The following is an 11,791-nucleotide window of genomic DNA, read 5'->3' as shown; positions in this document are numbered from 1 at the left end:
ACCTGGGATGTGTTGGAAAAGGGGCGTAAAAACGTTTTGATGGTGGACCGGGCGGGATTTGAACCCGCGGCCTCCGCCTTGCGAGGGCGGCGCTCGTACCAGGCTGAGCTACCGGCCCACTCCCGTTTATACTGGGTGGGGCAGGGTTTTAAAAAGTTTTGGTATTCCCCATCCCCGAAAAGTTTAAATTTTTTGCATATGTATTTCATGTTATAGAACGGAAGATAGCCCTTTCCATAATCCTCTGCATCCTTTTCACGGCACTCCCGTTCGCGGTGAACTACGCCAACGAGAGAATCGGCACGGGTTCTACACCTCTTCCGAGTCCACCGTCAGGACCCGTCAACGGGGTGTACTACGTTGGGTTTGCCACGTCGCATCAAGGAGACGACATCCTCTACGTCGTCCCCGCGAAGGCATACGTCGAGAAACCCGGAACGCTCGTAACGCTCAACGTCACCGTCAAGTTCAAGCACGCCCAGCCCTGCCAGTACTCCGATTGGAAGATAACGACCGAGAACCCGGTTAACGTCGAGGTCGTGAACGAGACCAAGACCGAGCTGAAGGACGCCTACACGGCCTTCAAGCAGTACACGGTGAAGGTCCTCGGCAACGGGAGTATCGATGTGGTCTTCCACTACGGCACCGGCTGTCCCTACGGAACCGAGGAGAGGGTCACGGTGAAGTTCTACATAGGAACCCCCAACGGCACCGAGCTCAACCAGAGCGCCCCCTCGCCGGAGGAGGTTCTGAACACGACTTCCGTGAACGTCACCGGCGTGATAAAGGCCGTTGACACCGCCCTCAGGGCCGTCGTCGTGGAGAACTACACGATAGAGATACGCGGACGCTGGACCGGGCCGGACAACGAGAGCCTCACCTGGCGTGACATGCTCGCCCTACTGAAACCCGGTGAGAGGGTGACGATACTCGCCAGCGAGGAGGACGGGTCGCTCAAGGCAGACGTCATAGTCATAGACGGAAAAACCTACAGGAAGGGGTGAGCCATGAAGTGCAACCTTAGAATGTGCGTCTCGCTGTTGCTCTTCGCCCTCTGGCTAATCACGGGAATAACGGGCACGATACTCCTCATCGGCCCGCTGACGGCGAAACTCGGCCACCCACTGCCGGTTTCGACCGCTGACACACTGCACATCTACTTCGGCTTCGCATTCTTCGGCCTCTCGATAGTTCACATAGCCCTCAACTGGAGCGCCCTCAAGAGCTACTTCAGAAGGCTGAGGTCGTGAAGAAAAGGAAAGGGTCACTCCCCTTTCGATTCTTTGAACTTCTTGTAGTACTCGTCTATTAGCCTTCTTATCGTCTGGCCTATCTTGATGTAGTCTATCTCCCTGAGGTTCGCCAGCGAGACCCTCACCGACGGGTGGAGCACCTCGAAGCCCTTGCCCGGCAGTAAAACCACGCCGGCATCGAGGGCGAGGCGAACTATGAACTCCTCTATCGGCAGGGCCTTGATGAACCACTCGGCGAACTCTTTGCCGTAGAGCCTCTCCGCGAGCTTCTCAGTGTCGAGGAGGGTGTAGTAGTAGGTGAGGTTCGGGTTCTCCTCGGGTTCGAGGCCGAGACCCCTGTACAGCGCCCGGTAGCGCCTTCTAAGTACGTGCTTCACCGCGTTCTTATACTTCTCCTGCTCGTCCATGAGGGCGTAAAGCGCGAATAGAACCATCTGGACCTGCTGGGGCGTTGAAAGGCCAGCGGTGTGCCTTAAAGCGACGTTCCTGCTGTCTGCAACTAGCCTGTCTATGAACTTCAGCTCCCGTGCGTTCGGCGTTATCGGGGCGTAGCGTCTCTCAAGCTCCTCCTGAATTTCCTCGGGCAGTTCCCGTATAAGCCTATCAACGACGTTGTCCTCGTGGAGCGCTATGACGCCGAGGCGCCAGCCGGTCGCGCCGAAGTACTTGGAGAACGAGTAGACGAGTATCGTGTTGTGGGGCAGAACGGTGTAGACAGATTTGAAGTCGTCCGCGAAGGTCGCGTAGACGTCGTCTGTGATGATTATGAGGTCGTTTCTGTCCCCCTCAACTATCTCCCTGAGCTTTTCGAGAACCCCATCCTCGAGCTTCACCGAGGTTGGATTGCCGGGGTTCACGAGGAAGAAGGCCTTTATCTCCGGGTCGCGGAGCTTCTCGAGCTCCTCGTCCGGTATCTGGTAGCCAAGCTCCTCCTTTGCCCTGACCTCGATTATCTCCAGCCTGTAGGTGTCGAGCTTCGGAATCTCGAGGTAGGGGCTGAATATCGGAACCGCTATCGCTATCTTGTCGCCCGGGTTGAGGAGGTGGTTGGCCTTGAGGGACTCGAAGAGGTACGCCATCGCCCCGGTTCCACCCTCGACCGCGAAAAGTTGAGTCTCGTCAACGAGGGAGTAGCCGAGGTCGTAGCCTGCCCCCATCTCCTTCATGAGGTACCTCGCGACTATCTTCTCCGCCAGCGGGAGCATCCTCGGTGGTGATGGGTAGTCACAGCCAAGGTAGCCCTGGACCATCTCGTGCAGGAAGTCCCCGGCGGAAAAGCCGAGATAATCCCTAACGTAGCTGACGGCCGAGTTCAGGAAGGCGGTTCCCCTCTCGTTCCAATGGTTTCTGACGAATATCTCAAAGCGCGCTTCGATTCCCTCCCTGTCGCTGTGGCCTCCTATCAGGTCGCCCATGTAGCCGAAGTGCCTTTCCGCCTCGCTCAGCGCGAACTTTCCGAGCTGTAAATAGGCGTAGCGCGGAACCAGGGCGAGGAAGTTCGGGTTCCCCCTGCCAGCGTTGAGCATCATTCTCTCGGATTTCCTCTTGGCGAGCCTTATCAGGAGCTCCTTGAACTCGAAGGGGCTGAGCTCCTCAAGCTTCTTCAGGTTCTTCAGAACCGATTCGAGGTCGTCTTTTTCCTTCACGGGGTTCATTCTTGACACCTCGTCTGTTTTAATTCCTCCCGGGAATATAAAAGGGTTGGGCAAAACCTTATACGCCCTTAGGCCAACCTAATTCGGTGGTGTCATGCTCGCCTTCGGTCCCGTTCCATCGAGGAGGCTCGGCAGGAGCCTTGGAGTCAACAACATACCCGACAAGGTCTGCTCCTACGCCTGCGTCTACTGCCAGATAGGGAGAACGCTTAGGATGGAAATCGAGCGGAAGCCTTTCTACGAACCGGAGTTCCTCTTCGAGGAAGTTTCGAAGAAGGTTGAGGAGGCAAGAGGAAGGGGCGAGAGGATTGACTACATCACCTTCGTCCCGGACGGCGAGCCAACGCTCGACGTAAACCTCGGCCTTGAGGTCGAGCTTCTGAGGGAACTTGAGGTCCCGCTCGCGATACTGACCAACTCGTCCCTCATCTGGCGCGAGGATGTGAGGACGGACCTCTCGGCCTTCGACTTCGTCTCGCTCAAGCTCGATGCCGTGAGCGAGCCCCTCTGGAGGAAGATAGACAGGCCCCACAAGAGCCTCTCGCTCGAGAGGATCCTCGACGGCATGTTAACCTTTAGAGACGACTTCGATGGAACGCTCGTGACCGAGACGATGCTCATTAACGTCGACTACGGCGACGAACTCGAAAGGATAGCCGACTTCCTCGCGGAACTTAAACCGGATAAGGCCTACATAGCCGTTCCCACGAGGCCACCGGCGGAGAAGTGGGTCGAGCCCGCCAATGAGGAAACGATAAACCTCGCCTACCAGCTCTTCAGCGAGCGCCTCGGCGGAAAAGTTGAATACCTCATCGGCTACGAGGGCAACGCCTTCGCGAGCACGGGAAACGTCGTCGAGGACATTCTATCAATTACCGCCGTTCACCCAATGCGCGAGGAAGCGCTGAGGGAGCTCTTGGAGAAGAACAACGCCGGCTGGGGCGTGGTTGAGGGACTTTTGGAGGAGGGAAAATTGATACGGCTGAACTACCGGGGCGAGACATTCTACATGCGGGCTTTGAAGAGCAGAAAACCTTAATAGTCCTCCCCTGAACTCGAAACGATGTGCGAGTACGTCTACGAAAACGGCAAAAAATGTCGCCTGAAGCCCGTTGAGGGGTCGAGGTACTGTCCCCTCCACATTCCCTACGACGAGGGCGAGTCCTTACTGGGCGAGGGCATAAAGGAGCTGAAGGCCGAGACGTTCAAGCGGAGGCTCAAGGTCGGTCAGAGCTACTTCGAGGGCGTCTACCTCTACGACGTCTCAATCAAAGACTACCGGAGCGAGAGGATTCTCGTCTTTAAGAACTCCCAAATCAAGAGCCTTGTCATAGAGGATTCGAACTTCAAGGGTCTCGTTCTGCTGAACTCGACCGTGGACAGGGTTATTCTCTTCCAGTCAAAGGTTGAGGTCATCCTCGTCAAGGGTTCGACGGTTTTTGGTCTCAACGTGCTCCGCGTGGACTTCTCCAGCAACATCTCAATCAGGGATTCAAGCGTCAAGTACCTCATGGTGAACTCGACCCAGTACGTAGGCGAGAGAGAGGAGGAAACCTACGGGGGGAAGAGTGCCAAGGGCTTAATCGAGCTTTCAAACCTCCGTGACGTGAGGAGAATCGGGATAAACTCCCGCTATCCCCTTCTGAGGAAAATCCTCGAGGAGCATGGGGTCAACGTTTCTGAGGCCGGCAGGAGGATGGTGAAGGTCCGCTCGCTCGTCATCCGCGACGTTTCCTTCGACACCGCGCCGAGGTTCAAACGACAGGTCAGGCTTTCAATCGCGGGGTTCTCCGGAAACCTCGTTCTAGAGAACCTTGACGTCTTCGGCCACGTTGAGGTCAAGTGGAGCCACCTGAAGAGCCCCGAGTTCGTTCACGTCTTCGTCCACAGCAACCTGATAATCCGGAAGAGCCAGGTCAACGTGGATTCAACGTGGATTATGACGGTCCTCCCGAGCCTGCCCCTTGAACTCACCGTTGAGGGTTTCATGATAATCGAGGACTGCCGCTTCAACAACCCCTACGCGGAGGAGGTCTTCTACCGTCTCGCGAGGACGAGCTGGGAGCGTAGCGGGGACTTCGAGAGGGCAGACCAGTACTACTACCTTGAGATGGTCGCCAGGAGGAAGGCGCGCCTGAGGGCGAGGCGGAAGGGCATTAAAAAGCTCGTGGACCGCTTTGAGGTTGCCTTCGAGTGGCTCTTCGCAGACTTGACCTGCAAGTACGGAACCGACTGGAAGAGGCCGATAATGATATGGCTCTTCGCCGTCAACGTCCTGTTTCCCGTCCTGTTCTTCGTCACGGGGAGCGTTCAGGGGCTTTCCAACAGTCTGAGCTTCCTCGACTACGAGTACTTCAGCATTGTAACGGCAACTACCCTCGGCTACGGCGACTACCACCCGATAGGAGTCGGCAGGGTCATAGCGTCGGTCGAGGCGCTCTTCGGAATGTTCATGTGGGCGGTCTTCCTGACGGTGTTCGCGAGGAAGTACATGAGGTGAGAGCGTGATAGGGCTGATAGTGAACCCGATAGCGGGAATGGGCGGTAAGGTGGCCCTCAAGGGCACCGACGGAGTGGTTGAGGAGGCCATCAGGCGGGGGGCCAGGCCGGTTTCTCCGGACCTCGTCCGGCTCTTCCTGCGCGAGCTTTCCCACTACCCCGAGGCCCGCTCGATAACCTTCCTCACGGGCCTTGGCCCGCTCGGCGAGGACTACCTTCGGGAATTCGGCCTTCGTTTTGAGGTTATCCCCCTTGAGTTCCACTACCGCGAGGTCAACGGCGTTAGAATCCCCGACACCAGTTCGGAGCACACAAAAAAGCTTGCCCGCGAGATGCTCGGGAGAGTTAAGCTCATAATCTTCGCTGGCGGTGATGGGACCGCGAGGGACGTTGTTAGCGCGGTCGGTAGGAAGGTTCCAATCCTCGGGATTCCGACGGGGGTCAAGATGTACTCCGGCGTCTTTGCGGTTTCGCCGGAGAAGGCATCGGAGGTCCTCGTTAGGTTCCTGCGCGGGGAAGCCAAACTCGAGGAGAGGGAAGTGAGGGACATCGACGAAGAGGCCTTCAGGAGGGACGAGGTCAGGGCGAAGACCTACGGAAAGGCCCTCGTTCCGGTCGTCGAGAACCTTGTGCAGGGGAGCAAGGAAGCTATCAAGGCCGACGAGGCCGGGGAGCTTGAAGCCCTGGCCGAGGCCGTCGCTGAGGAAATCCTTGAAAGCGAGGGGATTTATTTCCTCGGCTCGGGCTCGACGATAAAGAGGATAAAGGAGGAGCTCGGGGTAGACGGGACGCTCCTCGGCGTTGACGTCGTTGAGGTAAGGGACGGAGAAGCCAAACTCCTCGTCAAGGACGCCACTGAGAAGGACCTGCTCCGGTTTGCTGATAGGAATCCAAGGGTCGTCGTCACGGTAATCGGCGGGGCAAACTTCCTCTTCGGCAGGGGCAACCAGCAGTTCTCGGCCGAAGTCCTCAGGAGAATCCCGAGGGAGAACGTAATCGTCGTTGCAACGCCGGACAAGCTGACCGGCCCGATTCGCGTTTACACAGGAGATAGGGAAGTTGACGGGAAGTTCAGGGGTTACATTAGGGTGCGCGTGAGTCCCTGGATGGAGAAGCTCGTCAAAGTTGTTTAAACCGGAAGCCGTTTATAGAACCTCTTCCTATTTTCCCCGGTGGTTCTCATGAGACACAGCAGGATAGCGGTTAAGGTTCTCGACGGTGAGGAACTCGTCTTCTACGACCCAGTTTACCACGGCAGGACGCTGAAGGTCTTCGGGATGGACGATTATCCCGTCAGGTTTCTCTCATACGTTATCGGTGAGTACAGGAAGCTCGGCTACTCGGCGGTCGTCTTCGACACCACCGGGGAGGTTGAGGGGGACTTTGATGAAGTAATAGAGGTTCGCGACGGTGCCAGCCTCGGCCTCGACCCGATAAAGCTCTACAAGGCCGGCTACTTCGACCCGTACACCGCGGTCACCATCGTCCAAACACTGTACGGCCTCGACAGGTCGCTAACAGACAGGCTCTACGTTGACGTGCTCCTCGGCAAGGTTTCGAGCGTTCCCGAGGCGGTAAAGAGGAAAGAGAAGTACTCGGAGGTCATCCTTGAGAGCTACACTCCCCTCGACGAGGCGCTGTACAGCGGCGAGCCACCGAAGCTCGAAGGAAGCGTTAGGGTGAACCTCGGCGAGACCAGGAGCATAACCCTCGTCGGCATAGCGTTCCTAACCCTCGCGGCTGCCTTTGAGAAGAGGCGCGAGACGGTTGTTGGCCTCGTTGACGGCGCCGTCCTCGGCTACACGACGGCTGGAAGCGCCGGAATTCCTCTCCTCACAAAACCGCTGAAGCACAGGGTTACGGTCATCGCGAGCCAGTACGCCCTCGACTCGCTCCTGAACATAGCCGGCCCGACGCTCCTCCTCTACCACGACCCTGACGTTCAGTCCCTCGTCTACGAGACGAGCGGTGTTCCACCGGGTCCGACGAGGAAGTTTGTTGGCAAAAAGGCCGGAACGCTGATAACGAGGAGCCCCGAGAGCGTTGACGTCCTCCACGGCGAGTTGCCCGAAGGTGTTCTTCGGTGAACATCTCAGCCCTTCAATAACTTTTTTAAAGGTCTCGCGTACTTTTACTGGTGAGTAAACATGGTGTATTATACACACACTACCACCCCGGTTGTGTTTGGGACGCTCTTCGTGATTTACTACGTTGCTTTCTTCGTGGCGGTCATAGCATGGTTCTGGAAGTACAACGCGTACATACAAAAAGGGAACTATCACTTAAAACAGCTTATAATATTGCTTCTTCTTGCATCAATTGTAACATCCTTCATGGGCGCCCAGCTGGTTGGTAAATACCTGTACATCCACTCTCCAACCGATTCGCAGTTCTGCATGACTTCCTCCTGTATTCTCTCTTCTAAGCCCCTGTCGTACTATCCAACACTCTCAGAGAGTTTGAAAAAGTACAACGTCCCCTCATTTGGTCCAATGTGGGTGTACTTCGTCCAGGACGTGGGGTCAAGCCATTCCCTTGGTCTCAACAAGAAGATTGAGTTCGTTGCCGTTGTGAGGCCGCTCCTCCTGCTCCCAGTAGTCGAGGTCAGTGTGTACAATGTAAGCTCCGGGGAGGTTACCGGGAGTGAAAGCTTCTACATTATCTGGCCTCAATCTCCGGGTTCAGTTTTGACCCGGAAGTTTGACTTCGACTTTACCGTGCTCGTGATGACGGGTGGGGGAGGGGGCCCTGGAACCTAACTCTTTTTGTCTCTTTTTTGGAACAAAAATTTTAAAGTTCTGGAACAAACTTGGGCCGGTGGTGAGGAATGAGACTCGGCCCAAGGGAGATTGCAATTTCAGGCGTAATGCTCGGTCTCGCGCTCCTCCTCGACGTTGCTCCAATAGACTTTCCAACTGTCTGGGGCATGAAGATTGACGTCGTCGCCGTGCCGATAGTAATCGTTTACTTCATCCTGGGCTTTTGGGGAAGCCTCTTTGCCCTCGGTCTACTCTTCATAGGCCTCAGCGTGGTTTCATCTGCGAGCTGGCTCGGGGCGATGATGAAGGTAACGGCAACCTTCGCTGTCATACTGGGCCTTGAGTTCGCGAGGAGAACGGTTGGTCTGGACTTCAGGAACCCCCGCAGGTTGCTCCTCTTCGGCGTTGTCGCGTACATCGTCGGCGTGGTTATACGGGTCCCCTTGATGCTTCTGCTCAACTACTACGTGGCTCTTCCCATCTGGCTTGGCCTTCCGAGGGAAAAGGTCGTCCAGGCCGTTGAGAACTGGACCCACGTCCCGTTTTGGGTGGCAATCGGTTTGCCAAACGCGGTTCAGAGTGTTATAGACGTCTTCTTGAGTCTCGCGGTTGCGGTTCCCGTTCTCAGAAGGTTGCCTCACCTTGGTGTTGAGGATGTTCCAGTTGATGACATTGAGGAGACCGCTTTTTGATTCTCAATTTTTGAAAAAAGAGAAGGATTCAAAGGTTCCCCAGTATCTCGTCTCCCTCGATAGTTCTCTCACAGTAGTGGCAGCGGAGCTTTAGCGGGTCCCTGCTCTCGACCTTGAAGCGTGGCTTTACGTACTCGTGGTTGCTGACGCAGTTGGGGTTCGGGCAGGTGAGGATTCCAACTATCTCGTCCGGAATCGAGACCTTGAACTTTTCCACTATCTTGTAATCCCTGACGATGTTCACCGTCGCATTGGGTGCGATGAGGGCAATCTTGTTCACTTCCTCCTCGCTCAGGTAGCGTCCCTCGACCTTGACGATGTCTTTCCTGCCGAGCTTTTTGCTGGGAACGTTTGAGGCTATGAGGAGTGTTCCACCGTTGGGCTTCGTCAGGCCGAGGATTTCGATGACCTTGAGCCATTTTCCTGCCGGGATGTGGTCTATTACCGTCCCCTCGGGGATTACCTCAACCTTCAGCTCGGGCATTTAAAATCCCTCCAGAACGCCCAGCGTCAAACCAAGGAGCGCCATTCTAACCGGCACGCCGGAGAAGACCTGACGGAAATAGAGCGCGTGCTCGCTCTTATCGACTTCTGGGTGAATCTCGTCCACCCTCGGGAGCGGGTGCATGACCTTGAGCGTTTCCTTGGCGTTCTTCAGGAGCTTGCAGTTCACTTGGTAGCTACCCTTGACCTTCCGGTACTCCTCCTCGTCAGGGAAGCGCTCGCGCTGGATTCTCGTGACGTAGAGGACATCAAGCTCTGGAATCGCACCCTCAAGGTCGGTCGTCTCGTGGACCTCTATGCCCTTCTCCTTCAGCTCCTCGACGATGTGCTTCGGCATCCTCAAGAGCTCGGGTGAAATCAGATAGAGCTCGACGTCGTAGAAGGCTAAGGCCTCCGCGAGGCTGTGGACGGTTCTTCCGTACTTGAGGTCGCCGAGCAGGCCAATCTTGAGGCCGTCAATCCTTCCGAAGGCGCGCTTTATCGTGTAGAGGTCGAGGAGGGTTTGAGTCGGGTGCTGGTTGCTCCCGTCGCCGGCGTTGATGACCGGAACCTCTGCGACTTCGGCAGCCAGCCGCGCGGCGCCCTCCATTGGGTGCCTGATAACTATAACGTCGCTGTACTGTTCGACCGTCTTAATGGTGTCAGCCAAACTTTCACCCTTCTTGACGCTCGTGCTAGAGGCAGAGGAGAAGCCTATCACCGAACCGCCGAGCCTGTGCATCGCGCTCTCGAAGCTCAGCCTTGTTCTTGTTGAAGGCTCGAAGAACAGCGTCGCGAGTATCTTCCCGCGCGCGTATTCGAGCGAGCCCTTCTCCCTGAGTTCTTCCTCGAGCCTTTCGGCGACCTTCAAAACAAACTCGATATCGCTTTTCGAGAAGTCCCTAATGCTTACAACGTCCCTTCCTTTCCAGTCCATAAGAGCCCTTCCGGTGTAAAATCCGATGGGTTTTTAAGCCTTTTTTGACATCAACTTGTGGACAATAACGATTTAAATCCTCCGCGGTTTAATAACTCGGTTTTAGGGTGATGGTATGAAGACGCCGAACGTTTACATCGCCGAAGAGCTCATGCCCTATCTGCGCGCGAGGATAGCGGGAATCCTGTACCGTGAGGGGTTCAGGCAGTCGAGGATAGCGAGCTACCTTGGCATAACTCAGGCGATGGTGAGCAAGTATCTTGGGGGGACGTACAAGCACCCTCCCGAGGAAGTTGCCGTGCTCTTAGATGCGATAGCCGAGGAGATTGCCGGGCTAATCCTGACGGGTGCTGCGAAGGATGAGATTGTAGTCTTCACCTCAAGGAGGCTCTTTGAGCTTTTCTCTTCCGGTAAACTCTGCAGACACTATGCCAAGTACGCCGGGGTGAGTGAAGATATCTGCAGGTCTCTCTTTGCCCCAATCCATTCGTCTGCCGTTGAGGAGATGAGGCTGGCCCTCCGCGAGCTCCTCTCGTTGCCTGGGCTTCCAAAGCTCATCCCCGAGGTCAGGAGCAACCTGGCCTACGCGCCCCCGGGAGCGAAGAGTCCAGCCGATGTAATCGCGATTCCCGGGAGGATAACCCTCGTCAAGGGCAGGCCCTACGCCCTTCCGCCGGAGCCCGGCGCGAGTAAGTTCACTGCCTCTCTAATCCTCTCGGTCTCCGAGAAGGCTCCGGAAGTGAGGAGCGTCATGAACGTCCGCCTCGACCGCGAGATTGCCGAGGCAGTTGAGAAATTGGGTCTCAAATACTCCGGGATAAGGACCGGCGGCCTGAGTGACGAGGATGCCATAGAAAGGATAGCGGGCCTGTTTGAGAACGATTCCCCTGACTTCGTCCTCGACTGGGGCGGGGAGGGTGTTGAGCCACTCACCTACGTCTTCGGCAGGAATCCCCTTGACGTCGTTGGGAAGGTTAAAGCGCTGTTGGAGGTGGTGGAATGATTTACAGCAAGGAGCTCCGCTTTTCAACGAGGGGCGAGATTGACCTCGTGGACATAACGGCCGAGGTTGAGAGGGTCGTTGAAGAGTCCGGAATCCAGAACGGCATTGCTCTCGTCTTCGTCCCCGGGGCAACGGGCGCGATAGTTACGATAGAGCACGAGTCGGGTCTTCTGGAGGACTTCAAGAGAGCGTTGATGGAGCTGATACCAAAAGGTGCCGGTTACCTCCACGACAGGATAGACGACAACGCCCACAGCCACCTGCGCGCGACCCTTCTCGGCGCGAGCGAGTGCTTCCCCGTCATAGATGGCCGGCTCGTTCGCGGAACGTGGCAACAGATTTTCTTCGTCGAGCTGGACGTCAGGCCGAGGCACAGGCGCGTTATCGTGCAGGTCGTTGGGGAGTGAGAACTTCGGGTTCTCACCTATTTATACACCTTGAGAAGTGTGAGTTCTGCTGTGAAAGGGGGTAATAACCCGCCCGAGTTCATTGACTCCGCCCTCGGCGGTG

Annotated in this window: 13 protein-coding genes and 1 tRNA gene; 10 read left to right on the top strand and 4 right to left on the bottom strand. The window is 56.4% G+C overall.

The window, feature by feature from the left end; translation table 11 throughout:
• Positions 1-40 precede the first annotated feature (40 nt).
• Positions 41-118 (bottom strand) — tRNA-Ala (locus CS910_RS00735).
• A gap of 40 nt (positions 119-158) precedes the next feature.
• On the opposite strand from CS910_RS00735, the gene CS910_RS00730 reads away from it, so the two are divergent.
• Positions 159-1,004 carry a hypothetical protein gene (locus CS910_RS00730; RefSeq protein ID WP_223211902.1) on the top strand — a complete coding sequence of 282 codons (846 nt, stop codon included), beginning with the start codon at positions 159-161 and terminating at the stop codon, positions 1,002-1,004.
• Between the two features lie 3 nt (positions 1,005-1,007).
• Entirely contained in the window at positions 1,008-1,250 is a 243-nt protein-coding gene (locus tag CS910_RS00725) for a DUF4405 domain-containing protein (protein WP_099209268.1), read from the top strand.
• Between the two features lie 14 nt (positions 1,251-1,264).
• Here the strand turns inward: CS910_RS00725 and CS910_RS00720 are convergent, their stop codons facing one another.
• Positions 1,265-2,908: a bifunctional aspartate transaminase/aspartate 4-decarboxylase gene (locus tag CS910_RS00720; RefSeq protein WP_099209267.1), complete on the bottom strand. Its 1,644-nt coding sequence runs from the start codon at positions 2,906-2,908 to the stop codon at positions 1,265-1,267.
• 94 nt (positions 2,909-3,002) lie between these two features.
• Here CS910_RS00720 and CS910_RS00715 point away from each other — a divergent pair, with 94 nt between their 5' ends.
• The 6 genes from CS910_RS00715 to CS910_RS00690 all read left to right on the top strand — a co-directional run bounded on the left by CS910_RS00715 (position 3,003) and on the right by CS910_RS00690 (position 8,858).
• Positions 3,003-3,947, top strand: coding sequence for a radical SAM protein (locus tag CS910_RS00715; RefSeq protein ID WP_099209266.1), 945 nt, complete (start codon positions 3,003-3,005; stop codon positions 3,945-3,947).
• A gap of 24 nt (positions 3,948-3,971) precedes the next feature.
• Entirely contained in the window at positions 3,972-5,408 is a 1,437-nt protein-coding gene (locus tag CS910_RS00710; protein ID WP_099209265.1) for a potassium channel family protein, read from the top strand.
• 4 nt (positions 5,409-5,412) lie between these two features.
• Positions 5,413-6,540, top strand: coding sequence for an ATP-NAD kinase family protein (locus CS910_RS00705; RefSeq protein WP_099209264.1), 1,128 nt, complete (start codon positions 5,413-5,415; stop codon positions 6,538-6,540).
• A gap of 48 nt (positions 6,541-6,588) precedes the next feature.
• Positions 6,589-7,494, top strand: a complete 906-nt coding sequence (locus CS910_RS00700; protein ID WP_099209263.1) for a hypothetical protein — start codon at positions 6,589-6,591, stop codon at positions 7,492-7,494.
• Between the two features lie 60 nt (positions 7,495-7,554).
• Positions 7,555-8,166: a hypothetical protein gene (locus tag CS910_RS00695; protein WP_099209262.1), complete on the top strand. Its 612-nt coding sequence runs from the start codon at positions 7,555-7,557 to the stop codon at positions 8,164-8,166.
• 68 nt (positions 8,167-8,234) lie between these two features.
• A complete protein-coding gene (locus tag CS910_RS00690) occupies positions 8,235-8,858 on the top strand; it encodes an ECF transporter S component (protein WP_099209261.1) in 624 nt (207 codons plus the stop codon).
• Between the two features lie 28 nt (positions 8,859-8,886).
• Here the strand turns inward: CS910_RS00690 and pyrI are convergent, their stop codons facing one another.
• Positions 8,887-9,342 (bottom strand): aspartate carbamoyltransferase regulatory subunit, encoded by a 456-nt coding sequence (gene pyrI / locus CS910_RS00685; protein WP_099209260.1) that lies wholly within the window; start codon positions 9,340-9,342, stop codon positions 8,887-8,889.
• Entirely contained in the window at positions 9,343-10,278 is a 936-nt protein-coding gene (pyrB, locus tag CS910_RS00680) for an aspartate carbamoyltransferase (protein ID WP_099209259.1), read from the bottom strand. It abuts the gene before it with no gap.
• Positions 10,279-10,393: 115 nt separating this feature from the next.
• On the opposite strand from pyrB, the gene CS910_RS00675 reads away from it, so the two are divergent.
• Positions 10,394-11,281, top strand: a complete 888-nt coding sequence (locus CS910_RS00675; RefSeq protein WP_099209258.1) for a thiamine-phosphate synthase family protein — start codon at positions 10,394-10,396, stop codon at positions 11,279-11,281.
• On the top strand, positions 11,278-11,688 hold the full coding sequence (locus tag CS910_RS00670; protein ID WP_099209257.1) for a secondary thiamine-phosphate synthase enzyme YjbQ: 411 nt from the start codon (positions 11,278-11,280) through the stop codon (positions 11,686-11,688). Before CS910_RS00675 ends, CS910_RS00670 begins: the two co-directional genes overlap by 4 nt.
• Positions 11,689-11,791 lie beyond the last annotated feature (103 nt).

This window comes from Thermococcus henrietii, from assembly GCF_900198835.1.
GTDB lineage: Archaea > Methanobacteriota_B > Thermococci > Thermococcales > Thermococcaceae > Thermococcus > Thermococcus henrietii.
The sequence above is the reverse complement of the archived record's forward strand: the minus strand, read 5'-3'. Positions and strand labels throughout refer to the sequence as shown.

Bases quoted from the DNA above. Each gene is read 5' to 3' on its own strand.
- pyrI (WP_099209260.1), bottom strand. From the start codon at position 9,342: ATGCCCGAGCTGAAGGTTGAGGTAATCCCCGAGGGGACGGTAATAGAC.
- CS910_RS00715 (WP_099209266.1), top strand. From the start codon at position 3,003: ATGCTCGCCTTCGGTCCCGTTCCATCGAGGAGGCTCGGCAGGAGCCTT.
- CS910_RS00725 (WP_099209268.1), top strand. From the start codon at position 1,008: ATGAAGTGCAACCTTAGAATGTGCGTCTCGCTGTTGCTCTTCGCCCTC.
- CS910_RS00710 (WP_099209265.1), top strand. From the start codon at position 3,972: ATGTGCGAGTACGTCTACGAAAACGGCAAAAAATGTCGCCTGAAGCCC.
- CS910_RS00675 (WP_099209258.1), top strand. From the start codon at position 10,394: ATGAAGACGCCGAACGTTTACATCGCCGAAGAGCTCATGCCCTATCTG.
- CS910_RS00720 (WP_099209267.1), bottom strand. From the start codon at position 2,908: ATGAACCCCGTGAAGGAAAAAGACGACCTCGAATCGGTTCTGAAGAAC.
- CS910_RS00690 (WP_099209261.1), top strand. From the start codon at position 8,235: ATGAGACTCGGCCCAAGGGAGATTGCAATTTCAGGCGTAATGCTCGGT.
- CS910_RS00670 (WP_099209257.1), top strand. From the start codon at position 11,278: ATGATTTACAGCAAGGAGCTCCGCTTTTCAACGAGGGGCGAGATTGAC.
- CS910_RS00695 (WP_099209262.1), top strand. From the start codon at position 7,555: ATGGTGTATTATACACACACTACCACCCCGGTTGTGTTTGGGACGCTC.
- pyrB (WP_099209259.1), bottom strand. From the start codon at position 10,278: ATGGACTGGAAAGGAAGGGACGTTGTAAGCATTAGGGACTTCTCGAAA.
- CS910_RS00700 (WP_099209263.1), top strand. From the start codon at position 6,589: ATGAGACACAGCAGGATAGCGGTTAAGGTTCTCGACGGTGAGGAACTC.